20 protein-coding genes and 1 tRNA gene are annotated in these 21,189 nt (G+C 62.5%); 16 read left to right on the forward strand and 5 right to left on the reverse strand.

From position 1 onward, the window contains the following. The first annotated feature begins 1 nt into the window (after window position 1). Window positions 2-1,717, forward strand: a complete 1,716-nt coding sequence (locus tag BLW08_RS13460; protein ID WP_091325716.1) for an ABC transporter ATP-binding protein — start codon at window positions 2-4, stop codon at window positions 1,715-1,717. Next, window positions 1,714-2,913 carry an aminotransferase-like domain-containing protein gene (locus BLW08_RS13465; protein WP_091325718.1) on the forward strand — a complete coding sequence of 400 codons (1,200 nt, stop codon included), beginning with the start codon at window positions 1,714-1,716 and terminating at the stop codon, window positions 2,911-2,913. Before BLW08_RS13460 ends, BLW08_RS13465 begins: the two co-directional genes overlap by 4 nt. A 63-nt stretch (window positions 2,914-2,976) precedes the next feature. Here BLW08_RS13465 and BLW08_RS13470 read toward each other — a convergent pair. After that, window positions 2,977-3,059 (reverse strand) — tRNA-Leu (locus BLW08_RS13470). Window positions 3,060-3,445: 386 nt separating this feature from the next. On the opposite strand from BLW08_RS13470, the gene BLW08_RS13475 reads away from it, so the two are divergent. From BLW08_RS13475 to pknB, 7 genes are read left to right on the forward strand one after another with little or no spacing between them, the layout of a single operon-like run. Beyond that, window positions 3,446-4,195 carry an FhaA domain-containing protein gene (locus BLW08_RS13475; protein WP_091325720.1) on the forward strand — a complete coding sequence of 250 codons (750 nt, stop codon included), beginning with the start codon at window positions 3,446-3,448 and terminating at the stop codon, window positions 4,193-4,195. A 5-nt stretch (window positions 4,196-4,200) separates the two neighbouring features. Continuing rightward, entirely contained in the window at window positions 4,201-4,680 is a 480-nt protein-coding gene (locus BLW08_RS13480) for an FHA domain-containing protein FhaB/FipA (RefSeq protein ID WP_090822625.1), read from the forward strand. 3 nt (window positions 4,681-4,683) lie between these two features. Further along, window positions 4,684-6,363, forward strand: coding sequence for a PP2C family protein-serine/threonine phosphatase (locus tag BLW08_RS13485; protein ID WP_091325722.1), 1,680 nt, complete (start codon window positions 4,684-4,686; stop codon window positions 6,361-6,363). Next, window positions 6,360-7,790 (forward strand): FtsW/RodA/SpoVE family cell cycle protein, encoded by a 1,431-nt coding sequence (locus BLW08_RS13490; protein WP_090822185.1) that lies wholly within the window; start codon window positions 6,360-6,362, stop codon window positions 7,788-7,790. Before BLW08_RS13485 ends, BLW08_RS13490 begins: the two co-directional genes overlap by 4 nt. Then, window positions 7,787-9,244, forward strand: coding sequence for a penicillin-binding transpeptidase domain-containing protein (locus BLW08_RS13495; RefSeq protein WP_090822183.1), 1,458 nt, complete (start codon window positions 7,787-7,789; stop codon window positions 9,242-9,244). The genes BLW08_RS13490 and BLW08_RS13495 overlap by 4 nt, the downstream gene beginning before the upstream one ends. Next, window positions 9,241-11,076: a protein kinase domain-containing protein gene (locus BLW08_RS13500; protein WP_091325723.1), complete on the forward strand. Its 1,836-nt coding sequence runs from the start codon at window positions 9,241-9,243 to the stop codon at window positions 11,074-11,076. The genes BLW08_RS13495 and BLW08_RS13500 overlap by 4 nt, the downstream gene beginning before the upstream one ends. A gap of 10 nt (window positions 11,077-11,086) precedes the next feature. Then, a complete protein-coding gene (pknB, locus tag BLW08_RS13505; RefSeq protein WP_090822180.1) occupies window positions 11,087-12,988 on the forward strand; it encodes a Stk1 family PASTA domain-containing Ser/Thr kinase in 1,902 nt (633 codons plus the stop codon). A gap of 98 nt (window positions 12,989-13,086) precedes the next feature. On the opposite strand, the gene BLW08_RS13510 is transcribed toward pknB, so the two are convergent. Together BLW08_RS13510 and BLW08_RS13515 are read right to left on the reverse strand one after the other, a co-directional pair. Further along, window positions 13,087-13,728, reverse strand: a complete 642-nt coding sequence (locus tag BLW08_RS13510) for an aminodeoxychorismate/anthranilate synthase component II (RefSeq protein ID WP_091325725.1) — start codon at window positions 13,726-13,728, stop codon at window positions 13,087-13,089. A 170-nt stretch (window positions 13,729-13,898) separates the two neighbouring features. Beyond that, window positions 13,899-14,726: a class E sortase gene (locus BLW08_RS13515; RefSeq protein ID WP_090822623.1), complete on the reverse strand. Its 828-nt coding sequence runs from the start codon at window positions 14,724-14,726 to the stop codon at window positions 13,899-13,901. A 158-nt stretch (window positions 14,727-14,884) separates the two neighbouring features. On the opposite strand from BLW08_RS13515, the gene BLW08_RS13520 reads away from it, so the two are divergent. The 7 genes from BLW08_RS13520 to BLW08_RS13550 all read left to right on the forward strand — a co-directional run bounded on the left by BLW08_RS13520 (window position 14,885) and on the right by BLW08_RS13550 (window position 19,656). Beyond that, window positions 14,885-15,139: a cell division protein CrgA gene (locus BLW08_RS13520; RefSeq protein ID WP_090822177.1), complete on the forward strand. Its 255-nt coding sequence runs from the start codon at window positions 14,885-14,887 to the stop codon at window positions 15,137-15,139. Window positions 15,140-15,184: 45 nt separating this feature from the next. Beyond that, complete coding sequence (locus tag BLW08_RS13525; protein ID WP_091325727.1) at window positions 15,185-15,694, forward strand: methylated-DNA--[protein]-cysteine S-methyltransferase; 510 nt, start codon at window positions 15,185-15,187, stop codon at window positions 15,692-15,694. Beyond that, window positions 15,694-16,224, forward strand: a complete 531-nt coding sequence (locus BLW08_RS13530; RefSeq protein WP_090822173.1) for an RNA polymerase sigma factor — start codon at window positions 15,694-15,696, stop codon at window positions 16,222-16,224. The genes BLW08_RS13525 and BLW08_RS13530 overlap by 1 nt, the downstream gene beginning before the upstream one ends. Then, complete coding sequence (locus BLW08_RS13535) at window positions 16,221-16,850, forward strand: methylated-DNA--[protein]-cysteine S-methyltransferase (RefSeq protein WP_091325729.1); 630 nt, start codon at window positions 16,221-16,223, stop codon at window positions 16,848-16,850. Before BLW08_RS13530 ends, BLW08_RS13535 begins: the two co-directional genes overlap by 4 nt. After that, entirely contained in the window at window positions 16,847-17,563 is a 717-nt protein-coding gene (locus BLW08_RS13540; RefSeq protein WP_091325730.1) for an alpha-ketoglutarate-dependent dioxygenase AlkB family protein, read from the forward strand. Before BLW08_RS13535 ends, BLW08_RS13540 begins: the two co-directional genes overlap by 4 nt. Window positions 17,564-17,664: 101 nt before the next feature. Then, window positions 17,665-18,285, forward strand: a complete 621-nt coding sequence (locus tag BLW08_RS13545) for a DNA-3-methyladenine glycosylase I (RefSeq protein ID WP_091325732.1) — start codon at window positions 17,665-17,667, stop codon at window positions 18,283-18,285. Window positions 18,286-19,044: 759 nt separating this feature from the next. Next, the gene (locus BLW08_RS13550; RefSeq protein ID WP_090822165.1) at window positions 19,045-19,656 is read left to right on the forward strand and encodes a GyrI-like domain-containing protein; all 612 of its coding nucleotides are present in this window, start codon (window positions 19,045-19,047) and stop codon (window positions 19,654-19,656) included. 13 nt (window positions 19,657-19,669) lie between these two features. Here the strand turns inward: BLW08_RS13550 and BLW08_RS13555 are convergent, their stop codons facing one another. Both BLW08_RS13555 and BLW08_RS13560 read right to left on the reverse strand, forming a co-directional pair. After that, window positions 19,670-20,524, reverse strand: a complete 855-nt coding sequence (locus BLW08_RS13555; RefSeq protein WP_091325734.1) for a rhomboid family intramembrane serine protease — start codon at window positions 20,522-20,524, stop codon at window positions 19,670-19,672. Between the two features lie 21 nt (window positions 20,525-20,545). Beyond that, window positions 20,546-21,088: a peptidylprolyl isomerase gene (locus BLW08_RS13560; RefSeq protein ID WP_090822161.1), complete on the reverse strand. Its 543-nt coding sequence runs from the start codon at window positions 21,086-21,088 to the stop codon at window positions 20,546-20,548. Window positions 21,089-21,189: the final 101 nt, after the last annotated feature.

The raw sequence follows: 21,189 nt of genomic DNA on the forward strand, positions 1-21,189 counted from the left end.
CATGCCTCTGAACACCCAGGACACCAACGTATCCGCAGACCTATTAGCAGACCTATTAACAGTGCAGGGCTTGTCCATCGCCTACGGTCCCACCGCCGTCGTCCATGACGTCTCCTTTTCTGTAGCCAAAGGCGAGAGCCTGGCGCTCATCGGAGAGTCCGGATCGGGCAAGTCCACCATCGCCAAAGCGATCCTTCGGTTGCTTCCCCACGGAGAAGCGACGGCCACTGGGCGGGTAGCGCTCAACGGACGTGATGTCCTGGCGCTCCCGGAGAAACACTTCCGTCCCCTGCGCGGCAGGGAGCTGGGCTTCATCCCCCAGGACCCGGCATCGGCCTTAAACCCGGTGCGGACCATCGGCGCGCAAGCTCAGGAGGCCGCCGCCTTGCTTGGCGAAACAGACCCAACCGTCCGCCGCGCAAAAATCCTGGACGTACTGGAGCAAGTGGGCCTCCCGGACCCTTCCCGGGTTTACGATTCCTACCCGCACCAGCTCTCCGGCGGCATGCTCCAGCGCGTACTGATCGCGCTCACGGTGTTGCCTCGTCCGGCGCTGATTGTGGCTGACGAACCAACCTCCGCTTTGGACGTGACCGTTCAGAAGCTCATCCTGGACATGCTGACCGAGCTCCGCCGCGAGCTGGACATCAGCCTGCTCCTCATCACGCACGACCTCGCGATCGCCGCCGAGCGCGCCGATTCCCTGGTGGTGCTGAAGGACGGCTCGGTGCAGGAAAGTGGACCGTCCCTGGAAGTGTTCGCTTCGCCCACCACGGATTACGCGCGGAGCCTTCAGGCCGACGTCCCGGCGCTGCACCCGGACCGATACAGGAACCAGCGCATCACCTTAACACCAGCGCACGACGGCGGCTCCCGCACCCCGGCGTCCAGCGCGCCGGACGCCGGGCTCCAGATCGACGTCCGTGGTGTGACCAAGCGCTTCTCGGCCGGCGGAAAGGACGTCCTCGCCTGCGACGGGGTGTCCTTCTCCGTGGAACGCGGGCGGACGCACGCGCTCGTCGGCGAGTCCGGGTCCGGCAAAACCACCGCGGTCCGGCTGTTGCTGGGTCTTGAACAGCCGGACGGTGGGGACATTACGGTAGCCGGCCAATCGACGTCGGGCCGTTCCAGGGCCGATGTCCGCGAGATCCGCCGCCACCTCCAACTGGTCTACCAGAACCCGTTCACGTCCCTCGACCCCACGTGGCGGGTGGGCAGGATTGTCCGCGAGCCACTGGATCAGTTTGGCGTGGGCACCAAGGCCGGGCGTGCCCAGCGGGTTCGCGAGACTTTGGAAGCCGTGGGCCTACCGTCCGAGGTGGCTTCACGGCGGCCCGCACACCTGTCCGGCGGCCAGCGGCAACGGGTGGCGATCGCCCGGGCGCTGGTGGTGAGGCCCGACGTCGTGGTTTTGGATGAACCCACCTCCGCGCTGGACGTGAGCGTTCAAGCGGGAATCCTTGAGCTGCTGTCCAAACTGCAACGTGAGCTGGGCCTGACGTACTTGTTCGTCTCGCACGATCTTGCGCTGGTGCGGCAGGTAGCTGACTCCGTATCGGTTCTGCGGCGCGGCCACGTGGTGGAGGACGGTCCCGTGGAGGAGATCTTCCACCGACCGCAGCATCCCTATACCCGCGCCCTCCTTGGGGCGATCCCGCTGGCAACTGCGCCAACCGAGGAACAGACCAGCAAACAACTAGCGAAGGCAACAGCATGACCGTGAACCTGATATCCACCCGCCGGCCCGCCCTCGTGGAGGCCTTCACCGCGCCGAAGGGCTTCGGCGACCAGACTCTGCGGGATCGTCGAGCGGATGCGATTGAGCTTTTGGGCGGCATTCCGGATCCCAGCGTCCTCCCCACGGAGGAATTGGCCGCCGCCACAGCACGTGTTCTGGACAAGCCCGGCGTCCCTGCGCTCCAATACTCACGGACAGAGGGTATTTCGCCGCTGCGGGAGTGGATAGCAGAACGCGAAGGCGTCTCCGTTGACCGGATCCTGATCACCAACGGCGGCTTCCATGGACTTTCCTTGGCCATCCAGTCCGTGGTGGAACGCGGGGACCTGGTGGCCGTGGACAACCCGATCTTCCCGCTGTTCCTCCGTGGGCTCCAGCTCTCTGATGCACGGACCCTGCCGGTATTCGTGGGTCCGCAGGGCCTGGACGTCGATCATCTCTCGGACCAGCTCAGGGGCGGTGCCCGACCAGCCGCCCTATATACAGTGCCGGACTTCCACAACCCCTCCCAAGGCACACTGTCCGGGGAGGCCCGGAAAGAACTCGTACGACTGGCGGAACACTACGGATTCGTGATCCTTGCGGACAACCCGTACCGTGAGCTTCGCTTTGCCGGCGTGCAGGAAAGTGTGGAGGAGTTCAACAACTCTGACCACGTCCTCCACATCAACACCTTCACCAAGACACTGGGGCCCGGGTTGCGCCTTGGTTGGACGGTTGCACCCGAGCGCCTGGCACGTGACCTGGTGGCCTTGCGCAGCCGCCAGGATTCGCACAGCTCCACGCTGGTCCAGGCCATCATCGGTGAACTGGTCACCTCCGACCCCCAAATCTTCGACGCCACTCTGGACCGGGCCCGCGCGCTGTACCGGAACCGCGCTGAAACGCTGGTTACCGCGCTGCACCGGGAAGCTCCGGGAGCTTTTGAGACTGTTCTCCCGGACGGCGGACTGTTCCTGTGGCCCAAACTGGCAGACGACTCCATAGATCCTGACCAGCTGGCCGCTGATGCCAGCGCAGAAGGAGTGGAGTACCAGCGGGGGTCATTCTTCCCCTCGGGGCCCGGAACGGACGCTGACCGGCACCTACGCCTGGCGTATGGCGACGTTGCGGCGTCCAAGCTGGAGGAAGCGGCTGCGCGCCTCGGACGTGCGCTGAAGCGGCAAGTTCCGTAAACCTCACTCCAGGGCACAACGAAAGAGCCCCGGTCCTAAGACCGGGGCTCTTTCTTATTTGCGTGCGCGAGGGGGGATTTGAACCCCCACACCCTTTCGGATACTGGCACCTGAAGCCAGCGCGTCTGCCGTTCCGCCACTCGCGCGCAACTTCTTTTTCTGGACATCTGCGGGTTTCCCAGCTTCGATTCCTTCAAAAGCAGCGAGATCAAGCATAACGGACATTTGTGGCAAAACACCAATCGGGGCTCCGGCACCCCCTCGGTGAGGCCGCGAAGCCACCTAAAGATCCCCCAACAACGGCTGAACTCCATGGAAATTTGAACCCCCGACTCCCGCGCCAGCAAGGGCCGGGCGCGAACTTTTCCGGGTCGCAAGGCGTTGTGGATTAAGGCCATTCCCAGTCAGTCCCAGTAGTATCGGGAAGTGGAAGGGCCGTCAGGCGCGTACTTTGCCGTGTGCGCAGACGGAGCAATGGACGGACTATCGGACCAGGCACAGCGGGTGCCGCGGCAAGGAAAGGAGAAGGACCATGGGTTTGCTGGACAAAGTCGAGCGCGGCATTGAAAAGGCCGTCCGCAATGTCTTCTCCACAGGGTCGCGGGCACGTGTTGAGCCGGTGGAGATTGCGAGCAAGCTACGGCGGGAGTTGGATAACAAGTCCATCACCATCGCTGCGGGGCGCACGTTGGCTCCCAACGTTTTTGATGTCCTGCTCAGCGACGAAGACTTCGCCCGGGCCCAGGAATGGGGAACACCCCTCGCCGAGGAACTGTGCGACGTCGTCATTCAGCACGTCCGCAGCCAGGGCTACACGCTTCAGGGCGCGGTCCGGATCTCGTTCCGTCGAAATGACGAAGAACGGGCCGGCCATTTTGAAATCAATTCCCGGACCGAGAAATCGTCGGACGACGGTACTCCGGCTCCACAAGCTCCCAGGGCGCATGTTCCGGCCGCCCCGGCACGCCAGCCCACCCGCCTCCAGCCCGTTCTGGACATCGGCGGCCAACGATATTCCCTCAATGCCCGCTCCGTAGTGCTGGGCCGCTCCTCGGAAGCAGACATCCTCGTGGATGACACAGGAGTCTCCCGGAAGCACCTTGAAATCCGCACGGAGAATGGGAGCACCTGGGCCGTTGACCTTGGTTCCACTAACGGCAGCTACGTCAACGGCCATAAAGTGAACGGCAGCGTGGAGCTCACAGACGGCTCAACCATCACGATGGGACGTACCAAGATCATTTTCCGCCTCCTCCCCCAAAACCAGGGTGGCAACGCGTGAACGACATCAGCGAACTGACCATCACAGCGCTTCGCTTCGGTTTCCTGCTGCTGCTGTGGGTCCTGATCTTCAGCATCGTCACCACCATGCGCCGTGACCTCCAGATCGGCCGCAAAGCCGTCACCGGGGCCCCCACGGCACGCGAGGTGCGCAAGCATCCTGAATTGGCCGCTTCTCCGCCGCCTGCCATCCAGCATGCCCGCACACTGGTGGTCACTGAAGGCCCCCTCAAGGGCACCACGGTCCCCCTCGCCGCCAGCCCCATCCTGCTTGGCCGCGCCCAGGAAGCCACCCTTGTCCTGGAGGACGATTACGCTTCCGGCCGCCATGCCCGGCTGTTCCCGCAAGGAAGCCGCTGGTTCATTGAGGACCTCGGCTCCACCAACGGCACCTATTTGGCCGATCAACAGCTCACCCGTGCCTTGCCGGTTGAGCTTGGCGTCCCCGTGAGAATCGGCAAGACGGTCATTGAATTGAGGCCGTAGTCCATGGCCTCCCCCGAGACCCCCGAAGGCAAGGAAAAGCCCGCGGAGCGCCCGCTCATCATGCGCTACGCGGCGCGTTCCGACGTCGGACGGATCCGCTCCAAGAATGACGACTCCGCATATGTGGGCCGCCATCTTGCAGTCGTGGCCGACGGCATGGGCGGTCACGCAGGCGGTGATGTCGCTTCTGCTTCAACGGTTCTGGACATGATCCATCTTGATCATGACGACTACCCCGACGGCGCGGAAACAGTCCTCGCGGACGAAATCCAGACCGCCAACTCCCTGCTCTCCGAACTTGTCCACCAGAACCCCAAGCTCTCCGGCATGGGGACCACTGTTACTGCGCTGCTCCTTGAGGATCGCAAGCTCCACTTCGCCCACATCGGTGATTCCCGGGCCTACCGCCTGCGGAACAAGAAGTTCGAGCAAGTCAGCGTGGACCACACCTTCGTTCAGCGCCTCATTGACGAGGGTCGGCTGCGCCCCGAGGAAGCCGAAACACACCCGCACAAGAACGTCTTGATGCGCGTCCTGGGCGATGTGGATGCCAGCCCCGAGTTGGACCTGGACGTTCTGGACGTTGAACCCGGCGAACGTTGGCTGCTGTGCTCCGACGGGCTCAACTACGTTGCGGGACACGTTGTGGAACGCATGGTCCGCGAGACCAAGGACCTGCGCGAGTGCGCGGAAATCCTGGTGGACCTCACGCTTGAAGCCGGCGCCCCGGACAACGTCACCGTGGTGATGCTGGAGATCGTCGAAGAGACCGACGACGACGTCAACACGGCCGCCGTCGACGTCGTTCCGGCTGCGGCACTTGCCGCAGTGGACGAGCCCGAACCCGTCACGGCGTCCAAGTCTCCCGATGGTCCTTCAGCAACCAGGAAAGCTGAGGACGCCGACTCTGCGGAGAAGGCGAAAGCCGCGCTGGAGGCAGACGCGGGGTCGTCGTTCAGTGCGGGCGATCCCTCCAAGGACGTCGACGAATCCGCCGAGTCCTCCAAGGCGTCCAGCGAGCCGCCCACCACCACCGACCCACACCTCGGTGAGCACCTCTCCGCTGAAGTCCTGCGCGAAGAGCTGGCCAGCCGTCCCCATGAACTGGTTGGCGCTGCGGCTACTGCTGCCGAAACCGGATCCATCCCTACTGTTGCCGGCCGCACCGTGGCCCGCAGGGCAGCGACTGTCCTCACGCATAAGGCCGAGCAGGACCGCGTGGACGTTGAAGAGCCTGCAAGGCGGCGTATCCGCTGGTTGATGCCGGCTGTCGCCGCGGTTGTTGTGGTGGGCGTCGTCGTTGGCCTGTGGCTGGGCTACGCGTGGACCCAAACCCGCTACTACGTGGGCGAATACGACCAGCGCGTTGCCATCTTTAACGGCATCTCGCAGCGCCTCGGACCCATTCAGCTCTCCCGGCTGGAAGCCGTCACTGACATCAGGGTGGATTCATTGCCCGAATACGGCCAGCAGAGCGTACGCCAGACCGTTCCGGCGGGTGACCTGGACGATGCCCAGACCATTGTGGAAAACCTGAAGAACACGGGCAGCGCCTCAGCCAATTGCCCTACCAGCACTCCGGCTACACCCACCCCGTCGCCTACCAGCAGCGTGCCCGTACCCAGTACCGCGGCCGTTGCCACTCCCTCGCCCGTCCCGACTCCCTGTGAGGCGGCCAAGTGATCCAGACAGACACTTCTCCCAAACCCCGCCGGAACGTTGAGCTGGTGCTCATCGTCCTTGCCCTTGCCGTTGGTATTGGCGCCAGTGCCTTGGTGAGCATCAACTCCGAAGTAGGCCTGGACAGGGACTTCTGGTTCCAGTCGAGCCTGCTGGCCGTTGCCGCTTTCGCCTTCCACGTGGTCCTCAGGCTCCGCGCGAAATATGCCGATCCGGTAATACTTCCGATTGTTGTGGCGCTGAACGGGCTGGGGCTGGCCCTGATCCACAGGATGGACGGACCCGCGGACGATACCGGCAACAACCAACTCCGCTGGACGCTGATCGCCATGGCGGTCTCCATCGCTGTGATCTGGTTCTTGAAAGACCACCGGGTTCTTCGCCGTTTCACCTACATTTCACTGGCCGTCAGTGCTTTCCTGCTGCTGCTCCCTTTGATTCCGGGCATTTCCGCGGGTGAGATCCTTGGCGCGAGGGTGTGGATCCGGGTGGGTCCCATGACCTTCCAGCCTGGTGAAATCGCCAAGATCACTTTGGCCATATTCTTTGCCGGTTATCTTTCGTCCAACCGCGACCTCATCCTGCTGGCAGGCCGGAAGATCGGCCCCATGCAGTTCCCGCGGTTCAAGGACCTGGGACCCATGATCACTGCCTGGTTGGTGAGCATCGGAGTGCTGGTCTTCCAGCGCGACCTCGGATCCTCCATCCTCTTCTTTGGCCTGTTCATCGTGATGATCTACGTGGCCACAAGCCGCATCTCGTGGGTCGTCATCGGCCTGCTCCTGATCCTGGGCGGCGGCTTTGTTGCCTCGCAGATCTTCTCCCACGTTGCGTTCCGCATCGACAGCTGGATCAACGCCTTCACCCCGGAGGTCTTCGGCAGGTCTCCCGGCGGCAGTGGACAGATTGTCCAGGGCTTGTTTGGTATGGCCGATGGTGGCCTGGTAGGCACTGGCCTCGGTCAAGGCCGGCCGGACCTGGTCCCTTTTGCCAACAGCGACATGATCGTGGCCCTCATCGGTGAAGAACTGGGCTTGATCGGCCTCTTCGCCGTCGTCATGCTCTACCTCCTGCTGTTCACGCGAGGCTTCCGGGCAGCGTTGGGCACCCGGGATGCGTTCGGCAAGCTGCTCGCCTGCGGTTTGTCCTTCGCCATTGCACTGCAGTGCTTCGTGGTCATTGGCGGCGTCACCCGGCTCATTCCGCTGACCGGCCTGACCACGCCGTTCCTGGCCGCCGGCGGTTCATCGCTCCTGGCCAACTGGATCATCGTTGGCCTCCTGCTGATGATCTCCAACACGGCCCGCGGCCCGGTGGACACCACACCCATGGTCAACAAACCTCCGGCAAGCACCAACACCAACGGCATTCGTAAACCGGCCACAGGCAAGACACCCAGCGCACCAACAGAGGCGGTGAAGCAACAATGAACCAGGCTATTCGCAGCTCATGGATGGCGGCTGTCGCCATGTTCGCGTTGATCTTCGGCGCCATCAGCTATGTGCAGGTCATTGGCGCTGACGACCTCAACGCCAACCCCTGGAACCAACGGGCCATCCTCGCCTCGTTCTGCAACGATCGCGGTGCGATCATTGTTGGCGGCAAACCCGTAGCGGAGTCCGTTCCGGGGACAGAATCCTGCGCATTCCAGCGCAAGTACACCCAGCCTGAGTTGTACGCCGGCATTACCGGATACTTCTCCAAGGGCTTCGGTTCCACCGGCTTGGAACAGTCCATGGGCGACACACTCGCGGGCAACTCGGACCAGCTGTTCCTGGACCGCGTCAGCCAGATGTTCCTTGGCAACGAGCCCAAGGGCGCATCCGTGGAACTGACCTTGGACCCTGAAATCCAGAAACTCGCTTTCGACCTCATTCCCGACGGTCAGCGCGGGTCAATCGTGGTCACCAATCCGCGGACCGGCGCCATCCTCGCCATGGTGTCCAAACCGTCTTACGATCCCAACCTGATCGCCACGCACGACACCGCGGCGGCCCAGGCCAGCTACAACGAACTGAACCAGGTTCCCGGGATTAACCTGAACCAGAACGTCAGCGGCCCCACGGGCAACCTGCTGTCACCCGGTTCGGTCTTCAAACTCATCGATACGGCGGCAGCCCTGAAGTCGGGCAAATACAACAAGGACAGCGAGCTGCCGAACCCCAGCAGCCTGCCCTTGCCCGGATCCAGTGCCAGCCTGCCCAACTACGCCGGCGGTAACTGCAACGTCCGCGAAACAGCTTCCTTCGCCTTCGCCTTGGAGCAATCCTGCAATACGCCGTTTGCAAGCATCGCGCTTGACCTTGGCCAGGACGCCATACGGGATCAGGCCCAGAAGTTCGGCTTCGGTGAAACCTTCGGCGATCAACTGAAGCTCCAGCAGGCCATCAGCGTCTTCCCGGAAGACCTGGACCAGGCCCAGCTCGCCCAGTCATCAGTGGGCCAGCGCGACGTCAAGGCCACTCCGCTGCAGATCAACATGATGACCGCGGCGATCGCCAACGGTGGCGTGCAGATGAAGCCCAACCTCGTGAAGACGGTGCGCGCACCCGATCTTCGCGTGATCAGCGAACTCAAGCCTGAGGCCCTCCGCACCAGCACCACCCAGCCCATCGCGGGTCAGATCACCGAGTGGATGACCAGCGCAGTGGATAACGGCATTGCCAAGGGAGCAGCCGTTTCCGGCGTCAAGGTGGCCGGCAAGACCGGTACCGCGGAGCTTGGCGATTCAGGTTTGAACAACTCATGGTTTACCGGGTTCGCCCCGGCAAACGATCCGCAAGTGGCCGTCACCATCGTCATGGAAGGTGTGGATGTGCTCAGCGGTGCCCAGCTAACCAGTCCGAACGCAAAGAAGATTTTTGAGGCGGTGTTGAATAAGTGAGGCCTACTTCGGGAATCACACTCGGCGGCAGGTTCCAGCTGACCAGTCGCATTGCGATTGGTGGCATGGGCGAGGTCTGGAAGGCCAAGGACCAGATCCTCGGCCGGATCGTTGCCATCAAGGTGCTCAAGGAGGAATACACGGGGGACCCCGGCTTCCTGCAGCGCTTCCGGGCGGAGGCACGGCACACCGCCCTCCTCAACCACGTGGGCATCGCCAACGTCTTCGATTACGGCGAGGAAGCCGGCTCGGCGTACCTGGTCATGGAGCTCGTGCCTGGCCACCCCTTGAGCGGAATCCTCGAAAAAGAGCAGGTACTGTCCCCGGACATGACGCTCTCGATCATTGCGCAGACCGCCCGCGCCCTGGCCGTGGCACACGCTCAGGGCCTGGTTCACCGGGACATCAAGCCGGGTAACCTGTTGATCACCCCGGACAACCGCGTCAAGGTCACTGACTTTGGCATCGCGCGCTTGGCAGACCAGGTCCCGTTGACCCAGACTGGCCAGGTCATGGGCACTGCCCAGTACTTGGCTCCTGAGCAGGCAACCGGCCAGACCGCCACCGGCTCTTCGGACATCTACTCCCTGGGCGTCATTGGCTATGAGTGCCTCACCGGCCACCGTCCCTTCTCGGGCGAATCGCAGATTGCCATCGCCTTGGCACAGGTCAACGACGCGCCGCCGCCCCTGCCGGAAACCCTGCCCACGCCCGTGCGCGCCCTCCTGATGTCCATGCTCGCCAAGGATCCCAAGAACCGTCCCGCCAACGCCATCAAGCTGGCCGAGGCCGCTGACGCCATCCGCAACGGCGACATCGCCACGGCCCACGCCGCCGTACCCGGAATGTTGCTGTTCGAATCCACCACGGGGCCCATCACGGCGCCCGTCGACACCGCGACAGCACCCACCGGCGTCGTCACCTCGCCTTACGGAAAAGAGCAGTCGTCGACGGCGACCTCCGCACTTCCGGTGCTCGGTGCCGCCGCAGCCGGAGCTGCTGTGGGGGCCGCCGCGGCTTCTTCCGACAACCCCTTGTCGCGCGCCAACGCGTTGGAGGCAGAGCGCCAGCTCAACGACGACGAAGAAGTGGCTTACAGCGACGACGACAACTTCGACGACCGCGAGCCCGAACGCAGGAAGCGCAGCCCCTGGACCTGGCCCTTGGTGGCCCTGATCCTGCTGGTCCTGTTCGCACTGGTTGGTTTCCTGATTTCCCAGTCCGGATTCTTCTCGCCGAGCCCCAGCCCGAGCCAGTCCACGTCGGCCAGCGCCAGCCGGACGGCCAGCCCAACGTCCACTTCGGCTACTCCCACACCCAGCCAAACCTCGGAGTCGCCGTCTCCCACGCCCACGCAGTCCACCCCGCAGAAGGTCAACGTCATCCCCGAGCAGTACTTGGGTCAGCCGTTTGAATCGGTGAGCGCCGAGCTGCGTGCCCTGGGATTGGGTGTGGACGGTCAGGAAGTCTTTAACGCCGCTGTTCCCGGGACCGTGATCAGCCTCAACCCGACCGGGCCAGTCGATCCTGGACAGACCATTACGGTTCAGTACTCAAAGGGACCTGAATCAGTAGCCGTTCCGACCATTGGCGTCGGAGCGAACGAGTCGCAGGTTCGGGCCGCCATAGAAGGCGCCGGGCTCCGTTGGGTAGCCGGTGATCCCGTGAACGGTGCCGTCGGCCAGCAGCCCGGAACCTTCGTGCGGTCCTCGCCCGCTGCGGGGGCCGAAGTCCCCGCCGGCTCCACCGTGACGTACTTCCTGTCCAAGTCCGTTGTGCCCACCAACCCCGGTTCTTCGAGTGCCAGCCCCAGCGGCAGCCCGAGCAACTAGCTGATCCGTTATGTCTACGCCACGCCAAGGTCCCGCGCATCGAGAGGAGAGCACACCTGTGTCTTCACAGCGCATCCTCAACGCCCGCTACGAACTCGGTGAGCTGATCGGTCGCGGCGGCATGGCGGACGTCTACCGCGGAACGGATACTTTGCTGGGACGGACCATCGCGGTCAAGGTCCTTCGGGCGGACCTCGCCCGCGATCCCCAGTTCCAGGCCCGGTTCAAACGTGAAGCCCAGGCCGTGGCGGCATTGAACCACCCGTCCATCGTGGCCATCTTCGATACGGGCGAATACTCCGTACCCGGTGGTCCCGGCGAGGACGTCCGCGTCCCGTACATCGTCATGGAGTACGTGGCCGGCCGCACCTTGCGGGACATGATCAAGGCGAATGAGCTGGACGTGGAGAGCTCCATCGGCTTCACACTGGGCGTCCTGTCCGCACTGGAGTACAGCCACCGCGCGGGCATCGTCCACCGCGACATCAAACCGGCCAACGTGATGGTGTGCGCTGACACCGGAGACGTCAAAGTCATGGACTTCGGCATCGCGCGTGCCATGGCCGACTCCGCAGCCACCATGACCCAGACACAGGCCGTCGTGGGCACAGCGCAATACCTTTCACCGGAGCAGGCACGTGGTGAGACCGTGGATGCTCGCAGCGATCTCTACTCTGCTGGTTGCCTCCTCTACGAACTGCTGACCAGCCGGCCGCCTTTTGTTGGCGATAGCCCGGTTTCAGTGGCGTACCAGCACGTCCGCGAGATCCCGGACATGCCAAGTGCCCACAACCCCGATGTTTCCGAAGCGTTGGATTCGGTCCTGGCCAAGGCCCTCCAGAAGAGCCGCACAGACCGTTTCCAGGATGCAGCGTCCTTCCGACGCGCACTGCGCGCGGCAAGTAACGGAATTCCCGTGCCGGCTCTTCCGTCCAGCGAAGCTCCCACCGATCCGAACGACCTCGTGGAGGAGGACCCCGCCACCCAGCTCCTGAGCACCACCGCCGTGGGCTTTCTTGATGTCGATCAATTCAAGGACCAACCCGTCGACCATCCGCAGGATGACGCGCTTCCCTTGGGCCTCCCAACGGAACGCGAGCGGACAGCAGGTCAGAAGACCCGCCGTCGTACGTGGATAGCAACCTTGGTGATCTTCACGCTGATCGTGCTGGCCGGCGGTGGGTTCTGGCTGTACAGCCTCATGAACCTGCAACCACCGCCCCCAGCGAAGATTCCTGTGCCCGTGGTGGCCAACATGTCCGAGTCCCAGGCAATCCAGGAACTGTACTCGGCCAAGCTGGTGCCAAAGACCGTGCGCGAGGCCAGCGATTCGGTAGCCAAGGACATGACCATTGGCACAGCTCCGACGGCCGGTTCCCTGCTGGACCAGGACGCCGAGGTTATCCTCAAGATTTCCAGCGGCCCCAGCTCCGTCACCATCCCGGCGAACATCGTGGGCCGCACTGAACCAGACGCTCGTGACGCCCTGCGAAAGCTTGGTATCACCGGCGACGTTTCCACGGTCAGGACTCACAGCGCCACTGTTCCAGTGGGCGTGGTCATTAACACCGCGCCTGCCCCCGGCGGGCCAATCGCAGCCTCCTCCAAAGTGGAACTGCAGGTTTCCTCGGGCAAGGTCCTTATGCCGCAGCTGATTGGGCTGCCCCAGACTGAAGCAGAAGCCACCCTCAAGACCAATGGGTTGGTAATGGCAGTGGTGGAGCAAGAGAATTCCGAGGTGGCGCCTGGCACCGTCACGGCCCAGAGCGAAACCTTCAACACTGAGGTGGATCAGGGCAAGACGGTCACCGTGACGGTGGCCAAAGCCCCTGTCACCCCGACACCAACGCCCACGCCGACACCCACAAACACCGACAAGCCAACGCCGAAGCCCACTGAGACCAAGAAGTAACGTCCGGACTGTCGGCCGCGGGCTGGCCACCGGAAGCGTGCGTCAAAGCGACGACGGAGCAGCCCGCGGAGGCCGGCGGATGCCGCCCACCTCCCTGCCTACTGCTTGATCAGCGGGCTCAGCTTGGATGCGCGTTCGGCGGCCCCGGTCATGCCCAGGGACTCCAACCAGTTGCCGAGCATCTGGTAGCCACCCTCGGTGAGTACGGATTCCGGGTGGAACTGGACACCGCACAGTGGCGCGGTCTTGTGCTGCAGGCCCATCACCACGCCATTGGTTGTTTCCGCGGTGATCTCAAGAACGTCCGGAATGGAGTCGCGGACCGCTGCGAGGGAGTGGTAGCGCGTGGCAGTAACCGGCGAAGGAAGGCCCGCGAAAACACTCTTGCCTTCATGCTGGACCGCTGAGGTCTTGCCGTGCATGAGCTCAGGAGCATGGGTCACCACGCCGCCGTAGGCCTCGGCGAGGGCCTGGTGTCCCAGGCATACGCCGAACATTGGCTTGTTGTTGTCGCCGCACCATTTGATGAGCTCGATGCACACGCCGGCCTCGGCCGGGGTCCCGGGACCGGGCGAGACCAGGACGCCGTCGCGGGTAGCTGCGAGTTCGGTAGCCTCGGCGAGTGTCACGTCGTCGTTGCGGACCACCGTAGTTTCGGCGCCGAGTTCCTGGAGGTATCCCACCAGGGTGTAGACGAAGCTGTCGTAGTTATCTACTACAAGAATTTTTGTTGTGCTCATGGCTGCTGCACTAAACCAATCGTTGAGTCAGTCAAAGTGGTGAACTGGGAAAACCAGGGGAAGAGGAACTGGACCATCAGTACCAGTGCTGCTGCCACCAATACCAAGCATGTCAGGATCCGCACCCACAGCGGCCCGGGTAAATTGCGGAAGATCCAGGCGTACATCCTTTACCCCTTTCCCTGGGCTTGGGCTACTTGGGCAGCGATTTCCGACGGCGGTCCGGCTGACGCAGGCTGCCAGCCATCCAGCGTGGAGTAGGCGATGATGCGTTCCTGCGACCCGAATCGTGGGTTGCAACTGGTCATGGTGAGGATACTTTCCTTCGGTGTGACTCCAGCTTGCGTGGGAACGGGCATCAGAACATCCGTCCGGTCCGGCAGGACGATTTGGTTGTTCCGGAAGACGTAGGTGTAGTAGCCATCAGCCGTTTGAACGTAGATCTTGTCTCCGGGAACCAATGTGTGGATATTGTCCAGCACAGCACCGTGGGTTTGCCTGTGGCCGGCCACAGCGAAGTTGCCCACTGCGCCGGGCATGCTGGTAGTCCCATAGTGACCCAAGCCAAGAGTGTCCAGGACCCCTGCATCAGTGCCCTCGATGATGGGACGGGTGTAGTCGGCTCCGAAGCGGGGGACGTACATGATCCCAATCATTTCGCCGTATCCCGGAGCGGTCCCTACAACCGGCGGCCCATAATCCACGGCGGCGTCCGGCGCTGCTGGCGTCATGGGCCCAGTGAAGTCCTGCGCGAAGCTTTGGACGGCTTCCGTCTGTTTGGCGTCGGCCTCCACGTTGGTCCACCACAGTTCCCAGCCCACAAACAAAAGCAGGACAATTCCCGCAGTAATGAGGAGTTCGCCCAGGATCTGGCTGATCTTGCGGATGACATCCGATGCGCGGAGCGGCCTGCGGGGACCCCGCTCCTGACCGCGGCGGGCGGACGACACGGAAGAACCCGTCGTCGTCTGCTGGTGCGCCACAGGGTCTCCTTGTATCGGGCACGGACGCGGGCGGGCGGACCCCGAGTTGCGGCTAGACTTGACAGCTAGAACCAACCCGGAACGCCGCGTGGCCGTTAACCGCTGGAATTTTCCTTCCTGCAGGATATCAAGGCCGGCCGAAACGGGTATTAACGTACAGCCAAGGAGGATCCGTGCCCGAGTCCAAGCCCCGCAAGCGGCCTGCCCGTCAGGCCCAGCAGACTTCCGCAACGCAGCAGTACAAGCCCAACCCGGTGTGGTACAAGGCCGTCATGTTCGGACTGATGATTCTGGGGCTCATCTGGATCATCACCTTCTACATCACTGAGGGCCAGTTTCCTGTCCGGGACTGGGCTTCCTGGAACATCGTTGCAGGCTTTGGCATCGCAATCGTCGGCTTCCTCATGACCACCCGCTGGCGCTCCTAGGGAAACCGCACCTCACATTTCCGTGCCCGTGAACGTCTACAAGATATGAACATCCGGCACACCACCATGGATTCCCCGTTGGGGCAGTTGACGCTGACTGCCCGCGGGGAATTTTTGACGGGTATCTTCTACGAAGGTCACTGGCATATGCCTCCGCCGGACTACTTCGGAGTCCCCGCGGAACCCGAGGATCCGGTCTTTGTTGTGACCCGGGTTGAACTTGGGGAGTACCTGAGTGGCCACCGCACCGTATTCGATGTCCCTTTCGAGGCCCGTGGGAACGCATTCCAGGAGAAGGTCTGGTCCCGACTCCAAGACATTCCTTTTGGCGAAACTGTCAGCTACGGTGAGTTGGCCGCCGAGCTGGGCGACCCCCATCTCGCCCAGGCCGTGGGATCAGCCGTAGGAAGAAATCCCATCAGCATCATCATCCCGTGCCACCGTGTGGTGGGCCGCAAGGGACAGCTGACCGGGTACGCGGGTGGTCTCCACAACAAGCGTTTCCTCCTGGAGCTGGAAGAACCCGCCACCGTTCGGGAAGGCAAGCTGTTCTGATGGAGCCGGAGCAGGCAGTCAGCAAGAGACCGTTTGAGGCCGTAGTCCAGGAACAGGGCGCCACGGTTCTCCGGGTATGCCGCGCCGTCCTGGGCACACACGATGCCGAGGATGCCTGGTCCGATACCTTCCTGGCGGCCCTCCAGGCATATCCGGATCTGCCGCCGGGCGCGAACGTGCAGGCATGGCTGGTCACCATTGCACACCACAAGTGCATTGACCATTTGCGTGCCGGGAGCCGACGTGCCTTGCCAGTGGACTCGCCGCCCGAGCGCCCTTCAGGCCTTGGCATTCCCGGTGGCGGACACGCGGAACTGCTGGACGCCGTCGCGGGCCTTCCACCGAAGCAGCGCCAGGCGGTGGCTTATCACTACCTGGCCGGTCTGCCTTACAAGGATGTCGCCGACCTGCTGGGAGGCACGCCGGATGCCGCCCGGCGTGCCGGCGCCGACGGCGTGAAATCACTTCGCAATGCCCTTGCTGATCCTCCTGCGCTGGCGCACTCATTTTCGAAAGGAGAACTCCGATGACCCTTGAAGCAAGCCCCGATCATTCAGAGGTCGCATCGCTCCTGGAGCCCCTCGATGCCGGTCTCGAAACCGCCCTCGCCGGACTTCATGCCCGGCTGGCCCGCGACGCACAACTCGTCCACACATTGGACATCGCGTACCGGATAGTGGACTCCCCGCTAGGGAAGCTCCTCCTCGCCGCCACGGACCGGGGAATCGTCCGCGTTGCCTTCGAACTGGAGAACCACGGGGACGTCCTGCAGCTTCTGGCCAACACCGTCAGCCCCAGAATCCTTCAGGCCCCGGCACGTTTGGATGATGCTGCACGGCAGCTCGATGAGTACTTTGCCGGCGCCAGGAGGGAATTTGATCTCATCCTTGATTTCCGCCTGTCCCGCGGCTTCCGCCTGAACGTCCTGCAGCACTTGCCCCGCATCGCGTACGGCCGCACGGAAAGCTACGCGGAAGTCGCCGTGGCGGCCGGCAGTCCCAATGCGGTCCGCGCCGTAGGGACCGCCTGTGCAACCAACCCCCTGCCCGTGATCGTGCCCTGCCACCGCGTAGTGAAGTCGGACGGCAGCTTCGGCGGCTACCTTGGCGGAGCAGATGCAAAACGCGCGCTGTTGACCCTCGAGGCAGCGGCGTGAATGACGACGCCCTCTTTCCGTTGGAGCTGGTACAGCCGGAAAACCACGACGCCGGTCCCCGCCTGATTGCTCCAGGGGCGGTTCATGTCCCTGGCTGGCTGACGCTGGAGCAGCAGCGGTGGATCGCGAACCGCTTTGGGGAGTGGACACACGGCCCCGTTCCTCTCAGGGCTGCCACTCTTCCTGGTGGGCACCAAATGTCGGTTCGAACCGTATGCCTCGGCTGGCACTGGCAGCCATACCGATACTCGCGGGAAGCTACCGATGTCAACGGCCGGCCCGTGCTGGACTTCCCTGATTGGATGGTCCGTCTGGGACGCAAGGCGGTTGCGGCAGCCTATGCGTCCGGCATAGCGGATGATGAGTCCCTGACCGCATCAGCCGCTGAGTACACTCCAGACGCTGCCTTGGTGAATTTCTACGACGACGGCGCGGCCATGGGTATGCACCAGGACAAGGACGAGCGCTCCAGGGCACCTGTGGTATCCCTCAGCATCGGCGAGTCCTGTGTCTTCCGGTTCGGCAACACCAAGACCCGGACAAAGCCTTACACAGACGTTGAACTTCGTTCCGGCGATCTTTTCGTATTTGGTGGTCCGTCCCGATTCGCCTATCACGGCATCCCCAAGGTCCTCCCTGGAACGGCTCCTGCGGATTGTGGCCTGTCACATGGTCGGATCAACATCACCATGCGGGTCACTGGACTGTCGTGACGCACCGGCCCGGACCTTAATGTCACTGGCACCGGGCAGAATATCCCGGGAAGCACAAAAAAACGCCGGTGCCCTGATAGCTCGGCTGCAGAGGAGCGTTCATGAATCCGGATAACGGCATCATCATCGGTGACGACGGCCTGGCCCGGCCCCTGTGGGCTGCCTCGGACGCCCTCATGCAGGCCTACTACGACCACGAGTGGGGCATGCCCGTCCGCGACGAGCAGGGTATGTATGAACGCATCAGCCTTGAAGCCTTCCAGGCCGGCCTTTCCTGGGCCACCATCCTCAGGAAACGGGAAGCATTCCGTAAAGCATTCCTGGACTTCCACCCCGAAAGCGTTGCCGCGTTCACCGAAGCGGACGTCGAACGTCTCATGCAGGATTCCGGGATCGTCCGCAACCGCCTGAAAATCCAGGCCGCTATTACCAACGCCAAGGCCACCATCGCGCTCCGTGAGGAGGGTGGCCTGGTGGACTTCGTGTGGTCCTTCCAGCCGGACAGCACCCCGGAGCCCCGCACTTTTGCAGACATCCCCACAACGTCCCCGGAATCAATCGCGCTGTCCAAGGCACTCCGTAAGAAGGGTTTCGCCTTCGTTGGGCCCACCACCATGTATGCCCTGATGGAAGCGATTGGAATCATCGATACCCACTTGGTGGACAGCCATCGCCGTGGAACGTCCGGTGTCTGGATGCACACCGGAGGCACCACTCCCTGATTGGTTTCCTCACCAGCCGGGTCGCATTTCTTGTCCACAGAAGTGGGGAACTTTATCCACAGGCGTGGATAAACTCTGTGGACATCCACGTATTGGCACTCCACATCCCTGCGCTGTCGCTGATTATGGACGGGAAAGCGCCAGGCCATGACTTATACCCACTGTGTACGGAGCTGTGGATAGTGCGCCAAGCTTCATCGAATGTTCAACATGCCGGCATTGCCAGATTTGCCAAGAGTCTCTCTTGGGGCGATCACAATGACTGCACCGCACCCATTGAGCGATGCGTTGTTCACGGGCGGCGTCAACGCCCCTGTCGGCAGTTACCCACTTAACAACAACCCCCTGCCCACAAGTTATCCACAAGTGGGGAAAACTTGTGGGTTTCAATCCTGGGATCCCTGCGTTGCTGGGCCTGAGCGACCATAGCCACCCTGTGAACTACACGCTTGTAGTTATTAACACTGTTGATAAGGCTGTTGATAGACCTCGAAGCTGACGGTAATTAACAGGGTTATCCACAGAATGTGGCCAAGAGGCCTACTTGTCCACATATTCGACCCCCGCGGGGACAAAGTTATCCACAGTTGTGGAGAAATTCATGCCTTTCGGGGGATATCTACCGCTCTGGCAGGTCCAACGCCGGGAAGAACCTCTAACTACACCCGTGTAAGTTACGCACAGTGTGGATAACAGCTGTGGATAACCCCTTAGGCATCCCGTTGGAACCTTCTTGAACGAAGGGCGTACCTTGGTGCCATGAAGAGCGACTTCAAGAAGCTGATTCCGACGTACAGTGCCAAGCGCGGCGAATTCGCCGTGGTGACCGTTCCCACGCTGCAGTTTCTGATGATCGATGGTCACGGGGACCCCAACACTGCCCAGGCCTACAAGGATGCGTTGACCACGCTGTACCCCGTGGCTTACAAGCTGAAGTTCTTCAGCAAGGCCGACCTCGGGAAGGATTACGGCGTCATGCCGCTGGAAGCGTTGTGGTGGTCCGATGACATGGAGTCGTTCACCAGCGCCCGGGACAAGTCACGCTGGGACTGGACCCTGATGAGCATGGTCCCTGACTGGATCACGCCGGAGCATTTTGAGGCGGCACGGGAGCTGGTCGCCAGGAAGGGGGAGGCGCCGGCCTTGGAGGCACTCCGTTTGGAGCCGCTGGAGGAAGGGCTGAGCGTGCAGACACTCCACATTGGCCCCTATGACAACGAGGGACCGGTACTCGAGGAGATGCACAATGCGTTCATCCCGTCGCAGTCACTGACAATGACCGGCAGGCACCATGAGATCTATCTCGGGGACCCTCGCCGGGCGGCCCCTGACAAGCTCAAGACCATCCTGCGGCAGCCCGTCACAGGATGAGTCGGTGCTGCTGCTAGCCAGTTGTGACGCGGAACCAGGTAACCACTGCCAGCAGACCTGCCACCAGGACCAGTCCACCGGCTTGGAGAAGGGCCTGGTTCTTGCCCTTGGGAGCGTAAGCAATCGCGGCAGCAGCAAGGCCACCGGTGATCAAGCCGCCCAAGTGAGCCTGCCAGGCAATGCTGGGGACGAAGAAGCCGATCGCACCATTGATCGCGATGAGGACCCACAGTTGTTTGGTGTCGCCGCCCCGGTGGCGTTGAACCACCAACATGGCGCCAAACAACCCGAAGATGGCGCCGGAAGCTCCTACGACGCCAACAGGGGGCAGCGTGGGGGTGAGGGCGAGGAACCCTACAGAGCCGCCGATTGCGGAAAGCAGATACACGGCAAGGAATCGGATACGCCCGAGCAAAGGCTCCAGGGCTTGTCCGAAGATCCATAGCGTGTACATGTTGAGAACGATGTGAAGCAGGAATCCCTGTGAATGCAGGAAGGCCGCAGTGACCATGCGCCATGGCTCACTGACGGCAAAGATGTTGGCGAACGCAAAATTCTCGAACACTTCATCCCCAGGCACAATCCACTGAAGGATGTACACCAGGACGCACAGCCCGATGATCGTGAACGTCACCAAAGGCCGGCCGACAGCCAGGGCGCCGCCGTAGGGAGAGCGGTATACCGGCGTCGTACGTTTTTGTTCGTTGATGCAGTCAACGCATTGGAACCCGACGGCGGCCGCCCGCTGGCACTCCGGGCACGCAGGGCGCCCACAGCGCTGGCACCTCACATAGGAGGGCCGGTCCGGGTGCCTGGGGCACACCGGAACTTCAGCGGACGGCTCTGCCGACGGAATTCCGTAACTCATGAGCTCAGTTTCAGTAGGTGATTAGAGCTGTTCGATGTCGATGCTGTTGATGACGACGTCCTCGACGGGACGGTCGCCCATGCCAGTGCGGACTGCCTCAATAGCGTCAACAACCTTGCGGGATTCCTCATCGGTGACCTCACCGAAGATGCTGTGCTTGCCGAACAGCCAGTCGGTGTTCACCGTGGTGATGAAGAACTGTGACCCGTTGGTTCCCTTGCCCATCTGGATACCGGCGTTGGCCATAGCCAGCTTGTAGGGAGCGTTGAACGTCAGTTCCGGGTGGATTTCGTCGTCGAACTGGTAGCCGGGGCCACCAACGCCGCGGCCCAGGGGATCGCCGCCCTGGATCATGAAGTCCTTGATGATGCGGTGGAAGATGGTGCCGTCGTAAAGGGGCGTCCCGGTCTTGTCTTCGCCCGTTTCAGGGTGATTCCAGGACTTTTCGCCAGTGGCCAAGCCAATGAAGTTGGCGACCGTCTTGGGCGCGTGGTTGCCGAAGAGGTCAACCTTGATGTCGCCGAGGGTCGTGTGGATCGTTGCTTTTGCGGTTGCGATGGTCATGGCCCCATTCTTCCATGCAGGGTCAACGCCTTAGTGGCTGTAAAGCCTGTTCCGCGCTCGGTGAAATCCGGGCCTAATCCAGGAGATGAATAGCCCGTGTT

This window comes from Arthrobacter sp. cf158, from assembly GCF_900106835.1.
In the GTDB taxonomy this organism is placed as follows: Bacteria; Actinomycetota; Actinomycetes; order Actinomycetales; family Micrococcaceae; genus Arthrobacter.

What these genes read in the sequence shown, in the direction of transcription:
- pknB (WP_090822180.1), top strand. Translation starts at nt 11,087, where the DNA reads ATGTCTACGCCACGCCAAGGTCCCGCGCATCGAGAGGAGAGCACACCT.
- BLW08_RS13495 (WP_090822183.1), top strand. Translation starts at nt 7,787, where the DNA reads ATGAACCAGGCTATTCGCAGCTCATGGATGGCGGCTGTCGCCATGTTC.
- BLW08_RS13525 (WP_091325727.1), top strand. Translation starts at nt 15,185, where the DNA reads ATGAACATCCGGCACACCACCATGGATTCCCCGTTGGGGCAGTTGACG.
- BLW08_RS13475 (WP_091325720.1), top strand. Translation starts at nt 3,446, where the DNA reads ATGGGTTTGCTGGACAAAGTCGAGCGCGGCATTGAAAAGGCCGTCCGC.
- BLW08_RS13510 (WP_091325725.1), bottom strand. Translation starts at nt 13,728, where the DNA reads ATGAGCACAACAAAAATTCTTGTAGTAGATAACTACGACAGCTTCGTC.
- BLW08_RS13555 (WP_091325734.1), bottom strand. Translation starts at nt 20,524, where the DNA reads ATGAGTTACGGAATTCCGTCGGCAGAGCCGTCCGCTGAAGTTCCGGTG.
- BLW08_RS13460 (WP_091325716.1), top strand. Translation starts at nt 2, where the DNA reads ATGCCTCTGAACACCCAGGACACCAACGTATCCGCAGACCTATTAGCA.
- BLW08_RS13545 (WP_091325732.1), top strand. Translation starts at nt 17,665, where the DNA reads ATGAATCCGGATAACGGCATCATCATCGGTGACGACGGCCTGGCCCGG.
- BLW08_RS13560 (WP_090822161.1), bottom strand. Translation starts at nt 21,088, where the DNA reads ATGACCATCGCAACCGCAAAAGCAACGATCCACACGACCCTCGGCGAC.
- BLW08_RS13535 (WP_091325729.1), top strand. Translation starts at nt 16,221, where the DNA reads ATGACCCTTGAAGCAAGCCCCGATCATTCAGAGGTCGCATCGCTCCTG.
- BLW08_RS13465 (WP_091325718.1), top strand. Translation starts at nt 1,714, where the DNA reads ATGACCGTGAACCTGATATCCACCCGCCGGCCCGCCCTCGTGGAGGCC.
- BLW08_RS13485 (WP_091325722.1), top strand. Translation starts at nt 4,684, where the DNA reads ATGGCCTCCCCCGAGACCCCCGAAGGCAAGGAAAAGCCCGCGGAGCGC.
- BLW08_RS13550 (WP_090822165.1), top strand. Translation starts at nt 19,045, where the DNA reads ATGAAGAGCGACTTCAAGAAGCTGATTCCGACGTACAGTGCCAAGCGC.
- BLW08_RS13530 (WP_090822173.1), top strand. Translation starts at nt 15,694, where the DNA reads ATGGAGCCGGAGCAGGCAGTCAGCAAGAGACCGTTTGAGGCCGTAGTC.